The organism is Rhizobium sp. BR 315 (assembly GCF_050577975.1).
In the GTDB taxonomy this organism is placed as follows: domain Bacteria; phylum Pseudomonadota; class Alphaproteobacteria; order Rhizobiales; family Rhizobiaceae; genus Rhizobium; species Rhizobium miluonense.
Window position 1 is genome coordinate 1 of the sequence record NZ_JARWKZ010000052.1, and the last position, 21786, is coordinate 21786.

Below are 21786 nucleotides of genomic sequence, written 5' to 3' on the forward strand. Positions count from 1 at the left end.
GGAAGGCGGAAGGCGCCGCCGATCCAGACGTTGAAGGGAGCGGATGCCGCATCCGCATCGCCGCCGGCCGCCCGTATCTGCGACAGGCTGGTCGAGAAGCCGAGCGTCATGCCCTCTTGCGACGGCATCATGCGTGCGGTGATCGGATCGGTCGCCTTGAGCATCTGCCGGCGCTGCAGCAGGCCCGGCAGAACATGATCGCCAACACGATCGAGGTGCCGGGCCTGGACGAAGCCATGCACGAGCCCGTCGATATCCTCGGCAACCTTGCCGGCGTCATAGCTGATATTATAGGTGACCGTGCCGGTGTTGGAGGCTCCGAGCGCGCTGACGAGCTTGTAGCCGACGCGGACCTGGCCGGAATAGGCCGGGTTCGGCGTATAGTGCAGATACCAGCCGACCGGSGTCGCGACGGGGCCGGCCTGCGCCAGCTGACCCTGGATGATCGTCGCGGTGCCGGCATTGGCCGGCTCGACAAAGGCGAGGGCAGCGGCGGTGAACGGACCGCCGGTGGCGCCGCCATTGAGGTAGACGTCAGGCGGCGTCGATCCGGCCGGCACGTTGATGACCTTGTCCAGAACCGTGACGGATCGGCTCTTGACCTTCAGCGTATAGGCGGCCGTTCCTGTGGCGCCATTGCCGTCGCGGACCTGGATGGCAAAACTGTAATCGCCTTCGCTGCCGGCTGCCAGCGGCCCGGTCAGCTGGCCGGTCGAGATGTTGAGCACCATGCCGTTCGGCAGGCTGCCGGAGGCAAGGCTGTAGATCTTCACCCCCGCGCCGCCGGTYGCCGAGATCTGCTGGCTGTAGGCCTCGCCCGCCATGGCTTCGGTCAGTGCGCCACCGGCCGGCGAGAACACGAATGTGGTCGGCGGCGGGGCGATCGCGATCGTATAGGCGGCCGAGGTCGTGGCATTGTTGGCATCGGTGGCGCTGATCGAGAAGCTGTAGTTGCCGGATGCCGTCGGCGTGCCGGTGATGGCACCCGTSGCGTGGTTGAGCGTCAGCCCGGCCGGCAAGGTGCCGGTCACGCCATAGCCATAGGGGCTGGTTCCGCCCGAGGCGGTGACTGTCTGRYTGTAGGCGGCATTCATCATGCCGGCGGCAAGGGCGCCGCTTGCCGGCGAGAATGTCAGGGTCGGAGCTGTGACCGTGACGCTGACCGTTGCCGGCGTCGAGGTGCCGGAGCCATTGGTGGCGGTATAGGTGAAGCTGTCCGACCCGCTATAGCCCGTTACAGGCGTATAGGTGATGGACGTTCCCGATGCGGTCGCCGTCCCATGGCCGGCTCCGGTTGCGATCGCAACCGAGGTCGCCGCTCCGCCGGTCAGGTTGAGCGTGACGGGGTTGGCCGACGAATTGGCGGCAACCGTCGCTGCGACATTGCCYGCGACCGGAGCCTGGATGTTGATCGCCAGGCTGTAGGCGCGTGACCCCGTGAATGGCCCCGAGCCGGTCGAACTGTCGGTCGCGGTGACGGTGAAGTTGAATGTCCCGGATGCCGTCGGCGTGCCGGAGAGCACGCCGCCCGTCGACAGGCTCAGGCCGGCCGGCAGGGCACCGGCGGTGACCGCCTGGCTATAGGGAGCGGTTCCGCCCGAAGCCGTAAGGGTCTGGCTGTAGGCTGTGGCAACGGTTGCAGCCGGCAGCGTTGCCGGGGCGAGCGAAATCGTCGGGGCGGACACCGTCACGCTGACCGTTGCCGGCGCCGAGGTGCCGTCGGCATTGGTGGCCGTATAGGTAAAGCTGTCGGCGCCGACATAGCCTGCTGCCGGCGTGTAGCTGATCGCCGTGCCCGATGCGCTTGCCGTGCCATGCGCCGCCTGGACCGCAACTGCGACGGAGGTCGGCGTGCCGCCCGACAGGCTGAGGGTGATCGCATTGTTCGACGAGTTCGGTGCGACCGTCGCCGAGACATTGCCGGCGACCGGGGGATTGGCCGTCACGACCAGGCTATAGGCCTTGCTGTTCGTGAACGGTCCGATGCCGGTCGAACTGTCGGTCGCGGTAATCGTGAAGTTGAACGTGCTGGCAACGGTTGGCGTGCCCGCAATCGTACCTGCCGGCGACAGGGCGAGGCCATTCGGCAAAGCGCCGGCGGTGACCGCATAGTGATAGGGTGCCGTCCCGCCTGAAGCCGTGACGATCTGGCTGTAGACCGTGTTGAGGGCCGCAGTCGGAATCGTTGCCGGCGCAATCGCAAGCGTCGGTGCCGATATCGTCAGATTATAGGCCTGGGAGCCGGTGAACGGTGCCCCGGTTCCGGTCGAGCTATCCGTCGCCGTAATCGTGACGTTGAAACTGCCTCCTGCCGTCGGCGTGCCCGAGACCAAACCACCGGTCGACAGGCTCAAGCCGGCCGGCAGTGCGCCCGCCGTCACCGCATAGGTGTAAGAACTGGTGCCGCCCGAGGCCGTCACTGTCTGGCTATAGACGGTCCCGACCGTGCCCGAAGACAATGTCGCTGGGCTGACCGAGATCGTCGGCGCGGCAATGGTCAGGCTGTAGGCCTGGGTGCCGGTGAACGGTCCTGTGCCGGTCGAACTGTCCGTTGCGGTGACGACGAAGTTGAACGTGCCCCCTGCCGTCGGTGTGCCCGAGAGCACGCCGCTCGTCGGCGACAGCGACAGGCCGGCCGGCATGGAACCTGACGTCACCGCATAGGTATAGGAACTGGTCCCTCCCGACGCCGTGATCGTCTGGTTATAGGCTGTTGCAACCGCTCCTGCAGACAGTGTCGACGGGCCAATCGCGATCGTCGGGGCGGACACCGTTATGCTGACGGTTGCCGGCGCCGAAGTGCCGCCGGCATTGGTCGCTGTGTAGGTGAAGCTGTCACTGCCGGCATAGCCCGGCGTCGGCGTATAAGTGATCGACAATCCCGATGCGGTCGCCGTGCCATGCGTCGCCTGGGTCGCAACCGCGACGGAGGCTGCAGCGCCGCCCGAAAGGCTCAAGGGAACCGAATTGTTTGCCGAGTTCGGTGCAACCGTCAGCGAAACATTGCCCGCGACCGGGGGATTGAGGAAAGTATAGCCGCCGACCAGAGTTCCCGTGCCGCCAACAGTGGTGATAGCGACATCGGCCGCGCCGGCTGCATGGGCTGGCACGGTCGCGGTGATCGAGGTTGCGCTGTCAACGGTAAAGCTCGACGCTGCCGTGCCGCCGAAGGTCACGCTCGTCGCACCGGTCAGGTTTGTCCCGCTGATGGTGACGGAGGTGCCGCCCGCCGTCGCGCCGGAGTTCGGGCTAATGCTCGATACGGTCGGTGCAGCGATATAGGTATATTGATCGGCAGCCGAGGTCGCACTCGTGCCGCCCGCTGTCGTCACCCGAATGTCGACCGTTCCCGTGCCAGCCGGCACAGTTGCTGTGATCGATGTCGGCGAATTGACCGTGAAGCCGGTCGCCACCGTTGCACCGAAGGTGACCGATGTTGCACCGCTGAAGCCGGTTCCGGTCAGCGTAAGGCTCGTGCCTCCCGCCGCCGGGCCCGCCGTCGGCGAGATCGAGCTTACCGTCGGAACCGACACATAGGTGAATTGATCGGCCGCGGATACAGCACTCGTGCCACCGATGGTGGTCACCCTGACATCCACCGTCCCCGTGCCCGCCGGTGCGGTCGCCGTGATCGACGTTGCCGAATTGACCGTGAAACCGGTCGCCGCCGTCGCTCCGAATGTGACGGCCGTCGCATTGCTGAAGCCGGTTCCGGTCAGCGTGACGGTCGTACCGCCCGCCGTCGGGCCGGCCGTCGGCGAGATCGCCGTCACCGTCGGAGCGGCAATATAGGTGAATTGATCGGCCGCAGTTGTCGCACTCGTGCCACCTGGTGTCGTCACCCGGACATCCACCGTTCCGGTGCCGGCCGGTGCCGTCGCCGTGATCGACGTTGCCGAATTGACCGTGAAACCGGCCGCAGCCGTAGCTCCGAATGTGACGGCCGTCGCATTGCTGAAGCCAGTTCCGGTCAGCGTAACGGTCGTACCGCCAGCTGCTGGACCTGACGTCGGCGAGATCGCCGTCACCGTGGGAGCGGCAATATAGGTGAACTGGTCGGCGCCGGAGGTCGCGCTCGTGCCGCCTGATGTCGTCACGCGGACATCCACCGTCCCCGTGCCCGCCGGTGCCGTCGCCGTGATCGACGTTGCCGAATTGACCGTGAAACCGGCCGCAGCCGTCGCACCGAAGGTGACGGCCGTCGCTGCCGTCAAGTCCGTGCCGGTAATCGTCACCGTCGTGCCGCCTGTCGCAGGACCGGACAACGGCGAGATCGAACTCATCGTTGGAGCAGGCCTATTGACAGTGATCGATCCAGCCGGCGGAGTGGCATAGAATGAGGCGCTCGCTCCAGAAAGTGCATAGCTCACCGCGATCGCCCCTGGTCCGGCGTTGGATGCGGCAGTTACCGTGAAACTCTGGGTTGCTCCCCCTGAAAAATTCAGAGTGGTCGGTGCAAACGTCAGTCCAGTCGCCGACGGTGTCAGCGTAACGTTACCGGCGGCAGATGCCGTCATCGTCAGGGTGGCGGAAGTGCTGCCCTGCGTCAGAACTGGATATGCCGGCGGGCTAATGGTGCCAAGAACGGTCAGCGACGAACTCGCCGGCGGTGTATATTGCGCAGCGTCGGCACCACCCAACGCGTAGCTGATCGTGGCCGGCCCAGGCGCCGCGCCGGCGCCTGCCGTCACTGTAAACGTCTGGCTGGAACCACCCGCACCAAAGGCAATCGTAGGCGGGTTAAACGTCAGCCCCGCTGCCGTTGGGGTCACAGTCAGGCCGGAGCTCGGCGCCTGCGACAAAGTCATGGTCAGGCTGCCAGTCGTGCTGCCTGCCTGTACCACAGGAAAACTCGGCAGTGTGATCGTCCCCGGTGCATTTTGGCAGGCGACCGTGGCATGAACCGCGCCTGTCGCTCCCTGCGACCAGGCATAGACGGTGAAATCGGTATACGCCTGGTCAGCAGTATAGGTGCTACTCAAATTAAGTTCGTGACTAACGGTCGCATATTTTTCAACAATTATGGCTGCGCCAGTGGCCCCGCTATTTGTATAAAGGGCAAATCCCGATCCGCTGCTTGGATCCGTATCCGCATTGGTACTTCCAGTGGTCGTGACATTATAAGTGATCTTGTCGCCGGCATTTAGCGCGAGGCCAGACTGAAATAGCCAGTCTCCGTTGGAGAATGTCCTCCCGCTACTCCAGGAGGAATTGATCGTATCGCAGCCTGACGAGGCAAACGAACGTGGCGCAAATGCGATCTGCAGCACGAACAAAATAAGCGCGAGAACCAATACCGGCTTTAAATTCGAAACGCGGCTTGTTTTGCTCGCCCCCTTGCGAAAGGAGGGACGAATAGTCGGAAGGCAAGGGCGAGTGCTCACGTAGGATCCTGCAGGCGTCAAGAACAGACAAAATTTTGCAGGACAGTCTGCTGCCGCCACACGTGGCGTTCTCCCCCATCCGCCAAAGCAGCTTATAGGTGCACAACCGCCTTGGAAAATACTAGTTTCATTTGCAATTTTAAATCACTGCGTGTGTGTTTTTTTAGTAACTATTAGTAAGGATTGCTTGCATTTGAATGGAGGGGGAATACATCGAGCGGCCTTGGGAAGTCGTCTACTCAACGCCCCAGCGTTTCCGGTTCCCGCCGGCTGGCTTCGGCGATGGGAGGCAGCTTCTCGGTCGAAATCCGTCGCCTATTCCTACGCGTTTGCCACTTTATCCTGCTGCCTGGATCGCCCTCCATACGCCTTCGCAAGGCAGAGGCAATGAACCGGGACGATCGCGACAAGCATCTGCCGTTTGCAAGGTCGAATGAGGCGGCTACCGACGAGCAATAGATATTGCTCTGCAAGCATCCAGTTGAGACGACTTGCGTTGGAAAGCAACGAGAGTCGCTCGCAGTGCTCAGACGCCAAGCCTGCGGCTGGAACGAACCAGCCGATTCTCGCTCAAGGCGCGCTGAAATTCCGAATCGGTCTGAGCATGGTGAGCGAGGTCGTCGAGAAACTCGCAGACATCCCGAAGGGTATCGACGACAAGATAGCGAAGGCCGCCGCCGGCATCGATCAGATCATGGCCGATGCTGATACCGAAGCCGCCCGCTACCTTGCGAAACCATGCCGAACGCCAGCTCGCGAAGCCGGCGGGATCGGTCTCGAATTCGGCAAGCAATGCCTTTTGCCGTTCGATCCGCATGAGGAATGGTGCGACGATATCCGCCGCGCCAGCCTTTGGCTTTTCCGCCCTTTTCGCAGCCCATTTCTCGATGAAGTCGGATTTGGGCGACAAGGTTGCTGGTTCATCGCCCTCGGCCGTGGCTGTTAGACTGATATCCGACGGCTCAGAACAGTCTGCGTCAGCTGTTGCAGCGACCAACGGTTCCTCTCCCTCTGCCAAGTCCTGCCTGAGCTCGGAAGCAAACGTGCCCCAGATCGATTTCGTTTGCGCCGCCGGTCTCGTCTTCATTCGACGAGTGGTCTTGATTTCGATAATGAAGGGTTTTGTATGTTTAGCCATATTATTCGGGAGTGCGCTCCGTATCGGGCAGCAGTTGGCGGAAGATCAGCTTGGCTGGCTTGTGGTCTTGCAAGTGCGACATAGCCATGACTTGCAGTCTTGGCAAGGCAAGATCTTATCTCTCCTTGCCTTTTATTGGCAATTCCCGCGATTGTTATTTGTTCTAGGGGCCTCAACCTATCCATAGTTGTTGCCTTGAGATTCAAAACTCAGTCCTTTAGCGCTCGCATGATCGCTTGCGACACGAAGCAGATATATTCGCGGGCCCGACTTCGTTGATGGGCTGATCGAAAATGGTGGCTTGAAATATGGAAAAGGTCATCAATCGGATCGAGCATGGAAACCAGAGGCGGACGCAGTTACAGTTTCGCTATCCGGCCGAAAATGGTTTGGCTTTGTCACAGCGCAGCTATAAATATGGCTCATATCATTCTTGCCTTATCGGCGGCATCGGACATGCACCCTGAGCGGAACAGCGGCTTTTTGCTGCAAGCCGATCACCCCGAGATCAGAAGCAATTCGCACAGAAATAGCTTGAAAAATGAGAATGTCTTTCGCGAATTGCAGGGAAATCCGGCTCTAGCGTCCAAACCCATTAAAAGCGCACAATCCACCCTCGCTACGAAGCGCTCATAGTCGCTTCTCGCGGCCCGCATCGGAGGAGATGCTGGCAAGCCCCATGATTTTACGAGCGTCGGGAACGCTTTGGGAGGAACAATGCTTGAACGAATTTTCAAATTGAGTGAGCACGGCACGTCCGTGCGCACCGAGCTCATCGCAGGCGTGACGACGTTTCTGACGATGTCCTACATCATCTTCGTCAATCCGGACATTCTGTCGACCACGGGCATGGACCGGAATGCCATCTTTGTTGCTACCTGTCTCGCAGCGGCATTGGGCTCGATCATCATGGGCGTGGTCGCCAATTGGCCGATCGGCATGGCGCCGGGCATGGGGCTCAACGCCTTCTTCGCCTTCACGGTCGTTGCCGCACTCGGCTTTACCTGGCAGCAGGCGCTCGGTGCCGTCTTCATATCCGGCTCCATCTTCGTCCTTCTGACGGTGACCGGCGTGCGCAGCTGGCTGATTGCCGGTATCCCGCGCTCGCTCAGAAGCGCAATCGCCGCCGGTATCGGTCTGTTTCTGGCAATCATTGCACTGAAAAGCGCCGGGATCGTCGTCGCCAACAAGGCGACGCTTATCGGTCTCGGAGACCTGAAGCAGACCGGCCCCCTCCTCGCAATCTTCGGCTTCTTCGTCATCGCTGTTCTCGATGCGATGAAGGTAAAGGGCTCGATCCTGATCGGCATTCTTGCCGTTACCGTTCTCTCCTGGATCTTCGGCGTCAGCCAGTTCCATGGCATCGTTTCGGCTCCGCCTTCGATCATGCCGACCTTTCTGCAGCTCGATATCGTCGGGGCTCTCCACGGCGGTCTGGTACACATCATCCTCGTCTTCGTGCTCGTCGAGGTCTTCGACGCAACGGGAACGCTGATCGGCGTCGCCAAGCGGGCGAAACTGCTCGAGGAAGGCAAGCCAAGCCGCTTGAGCCGGGCTCTGCTTGCTGACAGCGCTGCCATTGTTGCCGGCTCTCTGATGGGCACCAGCAGCACCACGGCCTATGTCGAGAGTGCTTCGGGCGTTCAGGCGGGCGGTCGCACGGGTCTGACGGCGCTGACGATTGCCGTACTCTTCATTGCGTCGCTCTTCTTTTCTCCGCTCGCTGCATCCGTTCCCGCTTATGCAACCGCTCCGGCTCTGCTCTACGTCGCCGGCCTTATGATGCGTGAGCTGACGGAAATCGAATGGGATGATTTGACCGAGGCAGCACCGGCAGCGCTCACGGCGCTTGCCATGCCGTTCACCTACTCGATCGCCAATGGTCTTGCCTTCGGTTTCATCAGCTATGTCGTCCTGAAGGTTTTCACCGGCCGCTGGTCGACACTTCATGTAGCGACGCAGATCGTTGCGGCCCTGTTCATCGTCCGCTTCGCCTTCTTCGCAGACTAAAGGCGGCAGCACATTTCAAGGAGCCGTGCCATCCGACGGGATGGCCCGGCTCCTTTGCATTTGGAGACCATTTTGGACGCCGTTTCCGATTGCATTCGAAGCTCGCTGTGGCCGCTAACTAGGGATCTCTACTGCGGCGCAGCGTCTCGAGAGCCGCGGAGAAACACGGCAAGCAGGCTTATTGCTCGGCATTTTCAATCTGGAATGAGAGAGACTTGCCCACAAAAAGGGGCGCCGCAACCGCGGCGCCCCTGTCATCATGTGCGCTCTTGCCTGCTCCGATCAGCGGATCAGGAACGGCTCCTCAAAGAAATGCTCTTCGAGGTTTACACCCTCGCCGCCACGATCGACCACGGCAAAATCGGAGGGGCCATCGAGCGGGGTAAGGATGCCATGCCAGACATTGCGGCCGATATTGACGCCCTGCCCCGGCTTCGTGCGGAAGGCCAAAGGCTCGGCCGGCCCATTCGCCGTCTCCTTGGCGACGACGACCAGGAACGGGTAGTCCGTCAGCGGTATGAAGGCCTGGCTGCCGAGGGGGTGTCGCTCGACCATTTTTAGCTCCAGCGGCAGCGCATATGGTTCGCCGCGCAAGAGGCTGATCATCGCCCGTGCCTTTTCGCCCGTTGTTTCGATCTTCGCCAGATCATGATAGCGCACGCATTTTCCGGCATTGATGGGGTAATTATACGCCCCTTCCATTTCGATGACGTCGCCAAACGGAAAGAAGGCTGCGTTGGTCAACGGCTGAATCTCGATCACTTTCATTCACGCTCTCCTCATCTCTGTTGCTTCAGTGCGGGCATGCGACATTCATGCGGCTGTCTGTTGATCGCGCGCATGCCGGCCTTCTCCATCAGGGAACATGGCGGCAAGCCGCAGAAACGCGATCCGCTCCACCTGGCAGCAGGCAGTGATGAATTCGGCGTCGCGGTCGTTTTTCATTCGGGTCTCGAATGCAGCGAGGATCCCCGACCTCGAGTGGTCGCGCACGGCGATGATGAAAGGAAACCCGAATTTCTCGACGTAACGGCTATTGAGGTCGGTGAAGCGGGCACGCTCTTCGTCCGTCAGCGCATCGAGGCCAGCCGACGCCTGCTCTTCCGTCGAGCTCGCGGTCAGGCGTTTGGCTTGCGCCAGTTTCCCGGCAAGATCCGGGTGGGCGACGAGCACACCCAGCCGCTCCTCCTCGCTCGCAGCCCTGAACTGGAAGGTGAGCGCGGCATGGAGGCCGATGGCGGTGTCGTTTGCAGGCGAAAGTTCACCGGCGAAGGTGCGCTGTGCGATCCATGGCGAGTGCTCGAAAATACCGCCGAAGCGCTCGACAAAGTCTGCTTCCGGCATCTGCGAGGGCCGCTCCGTGACCGGCTGCGGCGGGTGGGTCTTTGCCCAATGTTCGGCGATATCGACGCGGCGCGCGATCCAGACCTTCTCGTGGCTCTGGACGTAGTCGATGAAGCGGGCTAGCGCCATGACGCGGCCTGGCCGTCCGATCAAACGGCAATGCAGGCCGATGCTCATCATCTTCGGACTGCCGGCGGCACCTTCCGCATAGAGCGCATCGAAGGAATCCTTCAGATAGCTGAAGAACTGGTCGCCGCTGTTAAAACCCTGCGGCGTCGCGAAACGCATGTCGTTGGCATCGAGCGTATAGGGGATGATCAGCTGTTGGCGGCCACCGTGCTCGTACCAGTATGGAAGATCGTCGGCATAGGTGTCGGAGATGTAGGCGAAGCCGCCGGCTTCCGTCACCAGATCGACGGTGTTGATTGAACAGCGACCGGTATACCAGCCACGCGGCCGCTCGCCGGTGACGAGGGTGTGCAAGCGGACAGCCTCGGCGATCGCCGCGCGCTCTTCCTCCGGCCCCATATCCTTGTGCTCGACCCATTTGAGGCCGTGCGAGGCAACTTCCCATCCGGCTTCCAGCATGGCGGCGACCTGCGCCGGCGATCGCTGCAGCGCGGTCGCGACACCATAGACGGTGACGGGAAGCTGCTTTTCGGTGAACAGCCGGTGGAGCCGCCAGAAGCCGGCGCGGGCGCCGTATTCGTAGATCGATTCCATGTTCCAGTGGCGCTGGCCCGGCCATTGCGCGGCACCGACGATTTCCGAAAGAAAGGCTTCAGATGCCGCGTCGCCGTGCAGCACACAGTTCTCTCCACCCTCTTCGTAGTTCAGGACGAATTGTACGGCTAGGCGCGCATTGCCCGGCCATTGCGCCGCCGGCGGCGTCTGGCCATACCCGTGCATGTCACGGCAATATCGCATGAAACACTCCTCCAAATGTCTTCGATGACAAATTTCTAACCGCAAATCGCGCGCGCTATTCCCCTCGGAAATTTTGAAAGTCTCGAACGATACCGCTGCTTCTCAGGGGAATGGGCTTGGCGGATAGTGGAGGCAGGAGTGCTAGGTTCGGGAGAAAAATATGCAGTCTGATTCGCCAGGAGCCGGCCGGCTCACGACCCATGTATTGGATACCGCGCTCGGCAAGCCCGCCGAGGGCCTGCGCATCGATCTCTACCGGATCGATGGCGATGCGCTGCATCTCCTGAAGTCCACCGAGACCAATGATGACGGGCGCTGCGACGCGCCGCTGCTGTCAGGCGAAACCATGAAGGCCGGCACCTACGAGCTGCGCTTCCACGCCGGCGACTATCTCGGCCGTTCCGCAGATGGCCCGATGTTTCTCGATGTCATCCCGATCCGCTTCGGCCTTGCTGACGAGAGCACGCATTACCACGTACCGCTGCTGCTCTCGCCCTACAGCTATTCCACCTATCGCGGGAGCTGAACGATGACGGTCACGACAATTCGTTCCGAACTGCGTTTCATTCTGAATGGCGAAGATGTTGCTCTGAGCGGCGTCGCACCGGACCAGACGCTGCTCGACTGGCTGCGGCTCTCCCGGTCGCTGAAGGGCACCAAAGAGGGCTGCGCCGAGGGAGACTGCGGCGCCTGTACGGTGCTTGTGGGACGGCCGACGCCGTCAGGCGGCCTTGTCTATGAAGGGGTCAACGCCTGCATTCGCTTTCTCGGCTCGCTCGACGCTTGCCATGTCGTCACCGTCGAGCATCTGGCGGGCAGCGACGATCGCCTGCATCCGGTACAGCAGGCCATGGTCGACTTTCATGGTTCGCAATGCGGCTTCTGCACCCCGGGCTTCGTCATGTCGCTCTATGGGCTGTGGATGCAGACGCCGAACCCGACAGACCAGCAAATTGAAACAGCTTTGCAAGGCAATCTCTGTCGCTGCACCGGCTATGAGCCAATCCTGCGCGCTGCGCGCTCCATTTCCAGCTACGGCGGAACGCAAAACGATCCGCTGCTTGTTGAACGCAAGACGATGATCGCGCGCCTGAAGGCCCTATACGATGGCGCGCGCGTGGAAATTGGCAAGGGCCGCCATCGGCTGATCGTGCCCGCCAACCTCGATGATTTCGCGGCCGTTCTAGAGGCGTCGCCAACCGCAACCGTGGTGGCCGGCTCCACCGATGTCGGCCTCTGGGTCACCAAACACATGCGCGACATCACGCCGGTGGTCTTCATCGGCGGGCTGCAGGAGCTGAAGTCGATTGCGGTAACAGACGGCGTCATCACTATCGGCGCCGGCGTCACCTATTCGGAAGCGATCGCCACGCTATCGCAGCATATTCCAGCGCTTGGTCCGCTAATTGCTCGCATCGGCGGCCAGCAGGTGCGCAACATGGGCACGATTGGCGGCAATATCGCCAACGGCTCGCCGATCGGCGACACACCGCCGGCGCTGATCGCACTCGGTGCGTCGCTGACCTTGCGCAGGGGCGCCGTCCGGCGCACCATTGCGCTTGAAGACTTCTTCATCGCCTATGGCAAGCAGGATCGCCAACCTGGCGAATTCGTCGAAGCCGTGCATATTCCAGTTCCGACGTCAGGCGAAAAATTCGCCATTTACAAGGTAACGAAGCGCCGTGACGAGGATATCACGGCGACGCTCGGCGCCTTCCGCCTGACGCTTGCTCTTGATGGCACGGTCGCCGAGGTCCGGATCGCTTATGGCGGCATGGCCGCAACGCCGAAACGGGCCTTCGCCGTCGAAAAGGCATTGCTCGGCCAACCCTGGAACGAACAGACGGTAGAGGTGGCGATGGAGAAATACGCCGAGGATTATTCGCCGCTGACCGATATGCGTGCCACTGCGGAATATCGTGCACTGGCCGCGAAGAACCTTCTGCTTCGTTTCTACCTGGAAACGACGTCCCATGCGGCACCGGCTCAGGTGTCCAGATACGAGGCCGCGTGAACCCATGAACAAGCACACATCAGACCTCAGGGCCGAAACCATCATTGGCGGCGTTCATTCCAGCCCTCGTCATGATTCCGCTCACAAGCATGTCTCCGGCGCAGCCGTTTATATCGACGACATTACCGAACCGACCGGCACGTTGCATGCAGGACTTGGCTTGTCGACCGTTGCGCATGGCGTCCTGAAATCCATCGATCTCTCCGCCGTACGTGCTGCGCCTGGCGTCGTCACGGTCCTGACCCATGAGGACGTGCCTGGCGTCAACGACATCTCCCCCTCCTACATGAATGACGACCCGGTGCTTGCTGCCGGCAAGGTCGAATTTCATGGTCAGCCGATCTTCTGCGTGATCGCCGAAACGCGCGAACAGGCCCGCCGCGCCGCGCGGCTGGCAAAGATCGAATATGAGGAACTGCCGGCCGATATCGACATCTGGGATCTCGACGTGTCGACCCATCGCCAAGTCGTCACGCCATTGACGCTGAAGCGTGGCGACGCGGCCGCTGGTCTTCAGAGCGCGCCGCGCCGCGTGAAAGGCCGTATGCGGCTCGGCGGTCAGGACCATTTCTATCTCGAAGGCCAGGTCTCGCTCGCCGTTCCCGGCGAGGATGATGAGGTCGTCGTCTATTGCTCGACACAAGGCCCGAGCGAGACGCAGCATATGGTCGCCCATGCGCTTGGCGTGCCGAGCAATGCCGTGACGATCGAGGTTCGCCGCATGGGCGGCGGCTTCGGCGGGAAGGAAACGCAGGCGAACCAATGTGCCGCGATCGCAGCCATCGCCGCCAAGAAGCTGAAGCGCGCCGTCAAGATCCGCCTCGACCGCGACGAAGACATGGTCGCCACCGGCAAGCGGCATGATTTCGCCATCGACTACGATGTCGGCTTCGACGACGAGGGACGCATCCTTGCCGTGGACTACACCTTCGCGCTGCGCGCTGGCTTCTCCGCCGACCTTTCCGGTCCGGTCGGCGATCGCGCGCTGTTTCACTGCGACAATGCCTATTTCTTTCCGCATGTTCATGCGAAGTCAGCGCCGCTCTACACCAACACCGTCTCCAACACTGCCTTTCGCGGCTTCGGCGGTCCTCAGGGCATGGTAGGCGCCGAGCGCGTGATCGATGAGGTGGCCTTTGCCGTCGGCAAGGATCCGCTCGAAATCCGCAAGCTGAATTTCTACGACGCGATGGGCGTCAAGGGCGAGCGCAACGTCACCCCCTATCACCAAAAGGTAGAAGACTGCATCATTCAGCGCATCGTGGCCGAGCTGGAGGAAAGTGCCGATTATGCCGGGCGTCGCCAGGCCATTTCAGAGTTCAACGCAACGAGCCGCATCGTCAAGCGTGGCATCGCGCTCACCCCGGTGAAATTCGGCATTTCCTTCACAAAGACCGAGTCGAACCAGGCCGGCGCACTGGTCCATATCTATAACGACGGCTCCGTGCATATGAACCATGGCGGCACCGAGATGGGGCAAGGCCTGCATCTGAAGGTGGCGCAGGTCGTGGCGGAAGAATTCCAGATCGATCTCGACCGCGTGAAGATCACAGCGACGACGACAGCCAAGGTGCCGAATACTTCGCCGACCGCCGCTTCCTCGGGTGCGGATCTGAACGGCATGGCGGCGCAGAACGCCGCACGCCAGATCAAGGACCGGCTGATCGCCTTTGCAGCGGAAAGCCATCAGGTGCCGCGCGAACAGGTGGTGTTCCTGCCGAATCGCGTGCGGATCGGCGATTGCGAGATGCCCTTCTCCGATCTCATCAAGAAGGCCTATATGGCCCGCGTCCAGCTCTCGGCCGCCGGCTTTTACAAGACGCCAAAGATCCATTGGGACCGCAAGGCGGGGCGCGGCCATGCCTTCTACTACTATGCCTACGGGGCGGCGTGCTCGGAGGTATCCATCGACACGCTGACCGGCGAATATGTGGTCGAACGCACGGATATTCTGCACGATACCGGCCGTTCGCTGAACAAAGCTATCGACATCGGGCAGATCGAAGGCGGATTCATCCAGGGCATGGGCTGGCTGACGACGGAAGAACTCTGGTGGGACGGCAAAGGGCGGCTCAGAACGCACGCACCCTCGACCTACAAGATCCCTCTTGCATCTGACCGCCCGAAGATTTTCAATGTGGCACTGACCGACTGGTCGGAGGCCTATGAGCCGACGATCCATCGTTCCAAGGCGGTCGGCGAGCCGCCGCTGCCGCTCGGCCTTGCCGTTTTACACGCTCTTTCGGACGCGATGGCAAGCGTCGCCGACCACAAGATCTGCCCACGGCTCGATGCGCCGGCAACGCCCGAGCGGGTACTGATGGCCATCGAGCGTCTGAAAGCGGCGCAAAAGGAGTGAGTGCATGCCTGCCGCCCGTGAAGATATCCGGGATTTTCTGCGCCGCGAACCGGCGTCGATACTCATCGAGGTAACGGGCGTCGCGGGCTCGGCGCCACGCGACACCGATGCCTGGATGCTGGTGTCGGACCGAGCGATCTTTGCGACCATCGGCGGCGGGCAGCTCGAATATATGGCAATCGACCAAGCGCGCCGGGCCTTGCGCTCCGGCCTCGCCGCCGAGCCAATGAACGTGCCGCTCGGCCCCGAGATCGGCCAATGCTGCGGCGGTCGGGTGGGGCTTGCCTTTACGGCGCTCAATCCTGAGCTTGCGAACAAGGTGGTCGCCCGCAGTGATCGCGAAATGGCCGCACGTCCGCATGTCTATGTTTTCGGAGCGGGCCATGTCGGCGATGCGCTCGCAATGGCGCTTTCGCTCGCGCCGTTGCGCGTCGTGCTGGTGGATACGCGCGAAGATGAACTGACCGCCTGCACCGTGCCGCGCATCGAGACCTGCCTGACGGCCATGCCCGAGGCCGTTGTGCGTGACGCGCCGGCCGGCAGCAGCTTTGTGATCCTCACCCATGATCACGCGCTCGATTTCCTCATCGCCGCCGAGGCGCTCAAGCGCGCGGATGCCGCCTATGTCGGCATGATCGGCTCCAAGACGAAACGCGCCACGTTCCGCAACTGGCTGGCGCGCGAAACCGGCCACGCGAACCTTTTCGATCGCTTGATTTGCCCGATCGGCGGAACGGCGGTGAAGGACAAGCGTCCAACCGTCATCGCCACGCTTGCCGCGGCCGAGATCATGACGACGGCGCTGACCTGGGCGGCAGATCGGGCAACGCTATCCGGAACCGTCAGCCGCTAAAAGCTTCCGAAATGATCTCGACATCGTTGCCTACGGGTACCGCAGTCCTACGAGGGCTGTCGAAATTTGGCTGGCTGCCGGGCAGCCAATCAGGGCAAAAGCCGTTATTGGACAATGGGTAACTGCTTCAGGGGATTGGCGAGGGGCACACCAAGCGCCTCGAAATGGCGCTCATTGGCCGTCAAAACAGTGAGTCCGTGCGCAACAGCAGTCGCAGCAATGGCAATGTCCTCAAAGCCAGGGTCGTCAGCACGGGCCCGGTCAAGCATCAGGCCAGCGTGTCTCGCCTCTTCAATTCCGAACGGCAGGATACGGCCGGCATAGAAATGTTCCACTGCCGCGAGCCAGCGGCGCAGGTGCTCCGCTTTCGTCGTCGCTCCGATTCTTGCTGCTCGGGCGATACCTGCCTCGATCTCGGCAATAGTGATTGCCGAAAGATAAAGCCGGTCACTATTCGCACGCATCCAGACCGCGAATGCGTCAACGCTGACATGGCGCTTGGTCGGCGCATCGGCCGACACAATATTGGTGTCCAGAAGATACAAGATCAGAAGCCGTTTTCACGCAATGCACGGCCGGGCTTTCGCGATCGTTCGGGAACATCTGCCGTCTTGCCGGGAAAGGCCAAAAGCAGATCGGCGAAGTCCGGCACCCTGGAAACCCGCTCCCATTCTTCGAAGGAAACCAGCACGGCTTCCTTCCGGCCATGGCGGGTGATAATGGTCGGCTCACCGGCCACGGCTTGATCGACCACAGCGGAAAGCGTCGCCTTCGCATCCTTGAGCTGGATTTCCTTCATGTCACCTCTCCATATGACTACCGATAGTCATATATGATGTCGCTGACGTGATTCAAGCGGAGATCAGCCGACGGCCTTCGTATCATGAGGCGGCAATCACGGGCTCGTCCGCAAGCAGCTTGCCGATGAGGCGCTGACAGCGCTCCGCCATGAAGTCGATCATCAGGCGGACCTTCGGATCCTGGAAACGCTTGTGCGGATAGATGGCGGCGAGCTGAACCGGGGCCGGCGGGCTCTCTTTCAGGATTTCCACCAAGCGCCCTTCGCGCAGATATGATTTCACCTCGAACAACGGCTTGTTGATGATGCCGCGGTCTTCCAGCGCCCATTGGGTGAGCACATCGCCGTCGTCACTGTCATAGGGACCTGCAACCTCGAATTTGCGAAGGCCTTCCGCCGTTGCCAACGTCCAGTAATATTCCTTCGATCCAGGATAGCGCAGCAAAAGACAGTCGTGCTTGTCGGCAATCAGGGCATCCGCGGTCGACGGCACGCCGCGACGCGCCAGATAGGCCGGAGAAGCACACAGTACCCGCTCGCAATTGAGGATGCCGCGCATGCGCAGGTTCGAATCCTCCAGCACGCCAAGCTTGAAGGCGACGTCGACACCCTCGGCAAGAATATCGACATTGTGGTCCGACAGGCGGACCCGCACCTCGATATCCGGGTATTTGTCGTGAAACTCGGGAATGCCCGAAGCGACCAGCCGGCGCCCGATGCCGAGCGGAGCGGTTATCCTGAGTGATCCCTTCGGATTGCGCGAGAGATCGGCGATTGCCGCCTCCGCCTCGTTCACCGCCTCGATGATCTTCACGGCCTTGTCGTAGAAGACGCGACCATGTTCGGTCGGCGAAAGCTTACGCGTCGTGCGATTGAAGAGACGCACGCCCAGATGGCGCTCGAGCTCCTTGATGCGATTGCTCGCAACCGCAGGCGTGACGCGCTGGTCGCGCCCTGCCGCCGAGAGGGTACCAAGTTCGACCACGCGAACGAAGACGCGAACATTATCAAGATAGGACATGGCCCTTTCTACCACATCAGCGTGCAGAGCGAAGCGGGGGTGATCTTATAGATTTTTTTGAAAGTGTTGCGGATTCACCGGGATTTTCGAGAAAATCGCGTGATGGCAAACAATCCCATGGAAATCGGGAGGGAGTTCCCATGTACGAATATGCCATCGCCTGGGACTGGATGACCTTTGCCGTCCGCTGGCTGCACGTTATCACGGCTATCGCCTGGATCGGCTCGTCATTTTATTTCGTCGCGCTCGACCTTGGCCTGAAGAAGCACCCCGCGTTGCCTCCGGGCGCCTATGGCGAGGAGTGGCAGGTCCATGGCGGCGGCTTCTACCATATCCAGAAATATCTGGTCGCGCCGGCCAACATGCCCAACCACCTCGTCTGGTTCAAATGGGAAAGCTACGTCACCTGGCTGTCCGGCTTCGGCATGCTCTGTCTCGTCTACTACGCCGGGGCCGATCTTTATATGATCGATCCGGCAGTGCTCGATGTCTCCAAGCCGGCGGCGATCGCCATTTCGCTATGCTCGATCGCGGGCGGCTGGATCATGTACGACCTGATCTGCAAGTCCCCCTTCGGCAATGACAATTCGCGGCTGATGGTGGCGCTGTATTTCATTCTGGTTGCTGTCGCCTGGGGCTATACGCACCTCTTCACCGGTCGCGCCGCCTTCCTGCATCTCGGTGCCTTCACGGCCACCATCATGTCCGCCAACGTCTTCTTTATCATCATTCCGAACCAGAAGATCGTGGTCGCCGACCTCATCGCCGGCCGCACGCCGGATCCGAAATATGGCCGGATCGCCAAGCAGCGCTCGACGCATAACAACTATCTGACGCTGCCGGTGTTGTTCCTGATGCTGTCGAACCACTATCCGCTGGCTTTCGGCACGCAGTTCAACTGGATCATCGCGTCGTTGGTATTCCTGATGGGCGTGACGATCCGCCATTGGTTCAACACCCGTCATGCCGATGCCGGCAAGCCGACCTGGACCTGGATCGTCACCGTCGTCCTCTTCATTGTCATCATGTGGCTTTCGACCGTACCGAAGATCCTGACGGGCGAACCGGTCACGAAGATCTCCGCGATCCAGCAGCCCTTCATAGCGGCGCAGGATTTCCCGAAGGTCCGCGATACCGTCATGGGACGCTGCTCGATGTGCCATGCGAAGGAACCGAGCTGGGAGAGCATCATCGCCCCTCCTAAGGGCGTCGTCTTCGAGACCGACCGCGACATCGCCGCCCATGCCCGCGAGATCTATTTGCAGGCGGGCCGCAGCCACGCCATGCCGCCGGCGAACGCCTCGCACATCACCGACGAAGAGCGCCGCCTGCTCGTTTCCTGGTATGAAAGTGCCGTCAAAGGGGAGAAGACCCAATGAATGAAGTTTTGATCCGTGGCCGTGTCCTGACCTTTCTTGCCGAGCCACAAGGCATCGATGATACCGCTTCCTATCGCTATATCGAGGATGGCGCGGTTTTCGTCCGCGACGGAAAGATCGTGGAGATCGGCTCCTATGGCGACATGCTGAAGCTCGCTGGTGCCGATATCAAAATCGCGGATCATCGGCCTAACCTCATTCTGCCCGGCTTTATCGACACACATCTGCATTTCCCGCAGACGCAGGCGATCGCGTCTTATGGCGCGCAGCTACTCGAATGGCTGAACACCTATATTTTCGTCGAGGAGCAGAAGTTCGCTCGCGCCGCCCATGCGGCCGAAGTGGCCGACCGCTTCATGGATGAACTCCTGTCGAACGGCACAACGACGGCGGTTGCCTATTGCTCGGTGCATCCGGAAAGCGTCGATGCCTATTTCGCAGCCGCCGAAGCCCGCGGCATGCGCATGATCGGCGGCAAGGTCATGATGGATCGCAATGCGCCGGACGCGCTGCGCGACACGCCGCAGCAGGGCTATGACGAAACAAAACGGCTCATTGAAAAATGGCATGGTCGCGGTCGCGCGCATTATGCGATCAGCCCGCGCTTTGCGATCACCTCCACGCCCGAACAGATGGAGATGAGCAGAGCGCTCGTCGCCGAGCATCCGGATTGCCATGTCCAGACGCATCTTTCCGAGAATCGCGACGAGATCGCCTTTGCCACTTCCCTTTATCCCGAGGCGAAGGACTATACGGATATTTACGCCCGTTACGGCCTGCTCAATAATCGCATGCTGCTTGGCCATTGCATCCATATGAGCGAGCGGGAAGTTTCCGTTCTGGCGGAAACCGGTGCGGTCGGCGTCTTCTGCCCGACATCGAACCTCTTCCTCGGCTCCGGCCTCTTCAATGCCGCTCGTTTCGACGAGCTCGGCGCGCGTTGGTCGGTTGCGACGGATGTCGGCGCCGGCACCAGCTTCTCCATGCTGGAGACCATGGATGAGGCCTACAAGGTGCTGCATCTGCAGGGGCAGCGGCTGACGCCGTTCAATTCCTTCTATCGCATGACGCGCGGCAATGCGCTGGCGCTCGGCCTCGAGCGGCAGATCGGCTCGCTGCAGGCAGGTGCGGACGCCGATATTGTCGTGCTCGATTCCAGCGCCAAGTCGGCAATGGAATTCCGCATGCGCACCGCAACGTCGCTCGCCGAGGAGCTCTTCATTCTCCAGACCATGGGTGACGACCGCTGCATCGCTGAGGTCTACGTCGGCGGCAAGGCGATGAAGAGCAAAAACAAGAAGCCGGAGGCAGCGACGCTCGGATCGCTGCAACTCGCCTAACCATTGATGCGGCGGGCCGCTTTCGCTGCCGTCGTCTTCTTATAGGAGACGGCGTCGTTTGGCGTTAAACGGCTGAATTCAGTGATTTCTCTTGCTGTTCTGCTTCGTCAGAACCGGCCCTTCGCAAGGCGAATTCAACCGCGCCTCAGCCTGCCGCCCATTGCCTTCGTCAGTTCCTCGGCGGCTGCCCGCACGACCGGACCGAGCGCGTCGACCCTTGCGTCCGGTAGCCGTACGGCCGGCCCCGAGACGGAAATGCCGGCAATGGCATCGCCATATTCATCGAAGATCGGCGCAGCCACGCACCGCATGCCGAGCGTATGCTCCTCGTCATCGATCGACCAGCCGCGCGACCGGATCTCGGCAACGTCTTTTAGCAGAGTGGGAAGCGTATCGCGGGTCTTGTCGGTGAAATGCTGGAGCGAGCGACCGCCGAGCACGGCTTCGATCCGGCTATCCGGCCAGGTCGAAATGATCGCCTTGCCAATGCCAGAGGCATGGATCGGCCCACGCCGCCCAGGCCTGAAGAAGGCACGCATCGGCGCGTGGCTTTCCGCCTGTGAAATGAAAACGACGTCACCATCCTCCTCGATGGCGATATTGGCGGTCTCGCCGGATTCTTCCATCAATTGCTTCAGGAAGGGCCTGCTGATGGTGCCGAGCTTGCGGAAGCGCAGATAGGCCGTTCCGATCTCGAAGGCTTTCACCCCGATCGTCCAGGCGCCCGTCTCGCCGTCATGGGTCACCATGCCGTGCTGGGCGAGAGACGTCAGCAGCCGATGTACGGTGGAAGGCGCCATGCCTGAGCGGTCGGCAAGATCCGTCAATACCGCGCCGTCAGCCTCGGCCACCAGGCCAAGGAGCTTCAAGCTGCGGTCAAGGACCTGGACGGACGAAGCCGCCGCATTCTCGGCCGGTTTCCGGCCCGGCCTGCCCCTCGTCTTTTCCCGATTTTCCGCCATGCCGCTCACTTCTTGTCCAAAGCGTGTCGCGATCTTTCGGATTCGCTCCCTACGCTTCGGTCTTCCTTCATTTACATGTCGTTATCGCAAAACCGCTGTGCATTTTGGCACGACATACCTGGGCTTCATGACATATCCGCTTCCCATCGATTGTTCCAGATTTGTTGAAAATGTTTATTTCCATATGATGAGATAGATTTCCATTTTTATATTGCATTCGATCAGCCATGCGGTACCCTCAATCCAGAAAACGGAG

Annotated in this window: 15 protein-coding genes; 7 read left to right on the forward strand and 8 right to left on the reverse strand. The window is 61.1% G+C overall.

All coding sequences use genetic code 11. The features are described from left to right. Together QD409_RS29545 and QD409_RS29550 are read right to left on the reverse strand one after the other, a co-directional pair. On the reverse strand, nt 1–4982 hold a 4982-nt coding region (locus QD409_RS29545; protein WP_430764404.1), incomplete at its 3' end, for a beta strand repeat-containing protein. A gap of 928 nt (nt 4983–5910) precedes the next feature. Further along, on the reverse strand, nt 5911–6294 hold the full coding sequence (locus QD409_RS29550; RefSeq protein ID WP_245298172.1) for a hypothetical protein: 384 nt from the start codon (nt 6292–6294) through the stop codon (nt 5911–5913). A gap of 945 nt (nt 6295–7239) precedes the next feature. Here QD409_RS29550 and QD409_RS29555 point away from each other — a divergent pair. Further along, a complete protein-coding gene (locus tag QD409_RS29555) occupies nt 7240–8532 on the forward strand; it encodes an NCS2 family permease (protein WP_430764405.1) in 1293 nt (430 codons plus the stop codon). A 282-nt stretch (nt 8533–8814) separates the two neighbouring features. Here the strand turns inward: QD409_RS29555 and QD409_RS29560 are convergent, their stop codons facing one another. Continuing rightward, a complete protein-coding gene (locus QD409_RS29560; RefSeq protein ID WP_430764406.1) occupies nt 8815–9300 on the reverse strand; it encodes an ureidoglycolate lyase in 486 nt (161 codons plus the stop codon). A gap of 45 nt (nt 9301–9345) precedes the next feature. Beyond that, on the reverse strand, nt 9346–10803 hold the full coding sequence (puuE, locus tag QD409_RS29565) for an allantoinase PuuE (RefSeq protein WP_430764407.1): 1458 nt from the start codon (nt 10801–10803) through the stop codon (nt 9346–9348). 160 nt (nt 10804–10963) lie between these two features. On the opposite strand from puuE, the gene uraH reads away from it, so the two are divergent. The 4 genes from uraH to xdhC are packed head-to-tail and all read left to right on the forward strand — an operon-like array spanning nt 10964 to nt 16029. Further along, a complete protein-coding gene (gene uraH, locus QD409_RS29570) occupies nt 10964–11329 on the forward strand; it encodes a hydroxyisourate hydrolase (RefSeq protein WP_430764408.1) in 366 nt (121 codons plus the stop codon). Nucleotides 11330–11332: 3 nt separating this feature from the next. After that, nucleotides 11333–12817 carry a xanthine dehydrogenase small subunit gene (xdhA, locus tag QD409_RS29575; protein WP_430764409.1) on the forward strand — a complete coding sequence of 495 codons (1485 nt, stop codon included), beginning with the start codon at nt 11333–11335 and terminating at the stop codon, nt 12815–12817. A 4-nt stretch (nt 12818–12821) separates the two neighbouring features. After that, complete coding sequence (gene xdhB / locus QD409_RS29580; protein ID WP_430764410.1) at nt 12822–15176, forward strand: xanthine dehydrogenase molybdopterin binding subunit; 2355 nt, start codon at nt 12822–12824, stop codon at nt 15174–15176. A 4-nt stretch (nt 15177–15180) separates the two neighbouring features. Further along, nucleotides 15181–16029 carry a xanthine dehydrogenase accessory protein XdhC gene (xdhC, locus tag QD409_RS29585; protein ID WP_430764411.1) on the forward strand — a complete coding sequence of 283 codons (849 nt, stop codon included), beginning with the start codon at nt 15181–15183 and terminating at the stop codon, nt 16027–16029. A 104-nt stretch (nt 16030–16133) separates the two neighbouring features. On the opposite strand, the gene QD409_RS29590 is transcribed toward xdhC, so the two are convergent. From QD409_RS29590 to QD409_RS29600, 3 genes are all read right to left on the reverse strand, one after another. Next, nucleotides 16134–16574: a type II toxin-antitoxin system VapC family toxin gene (locus tag QD409_RS29590; RefSeq protein ID WP_430764412.1), complete on the reverse strand. Its 441-nt coding sequence runs from the start codon at nt 16572–16574 to the stop codon at nt 16134–16136. A gap of 2 nt (nt 16575–16576) precedes the next feature. Then, on the reverse strand, nt 16577–16828 hold the full coding sequence (locus tag QD409_RS29595) for a type II toxin-antitoxin system Phd/YefM family antitoxin (protein ID WP_430764413.1): 252 nt from the start codon (nt 16826–16828) through the stop codon (nt 16577–16579). Nucleotides 16829–16910: 82 nt separating this feature from the next. Next, nucleotides 16911–17849, reverse strand: coding sequence for a LysR family transcriptional regulator (locus QD409_RS29600; RefSeq protein ID WP_430764414.1), 939 nt, complete (start codon nt 17847–17849; stop codon nt 16911–16913). Between the two features lie 140 nt (nt 17850–17989). Here QD409_RS29600 and QD409_RS29605 point away from each other — a divergent pair, with 140 nt between their 5' ends. Further along, nucleotides 17990–19228 (forward strand): urate hydroxylase PuuD, encoded by a 1239-nt coding sequence (locus QD409_RS29605; RefSeq protein WP_430764415.1) that lies wholly within the window; start codon nt 17990–17992, stop codon nt 19226–19228. After that, nucleotides 19225–20568: a guanine deaminase gene (gene guaD / locus QD409_RS29610; RefSeq protein WP_430764416.1), complete on the forward strand. Its 1344-nt coding sequence runs from the start codon at nt 19225–19227 to the stop codon at nt 20566–20568. The genes QD409_RS29605 and guaD overlap by 4 nt, the downstream gene beginning before the upstream one ends. Nucleotides 20569–20702: 134 nt before the next feature. Here the strand turns inward: guaD and bhcR are convergent, their stop codons facing one another. Then, nucleotides 20703–21530, reverse strand: coding sequence for an HTH-type transcriptional regulator BhcR (gene bhcR, locus QD409_RS29615; RefSeq protein WP_430764417.1), 828 nt, complete (start codon nt 21528–21530; stop codon nt 20703–20705). Nucleotides 21531–21786 lie beyond the last annotated feature (256 nt).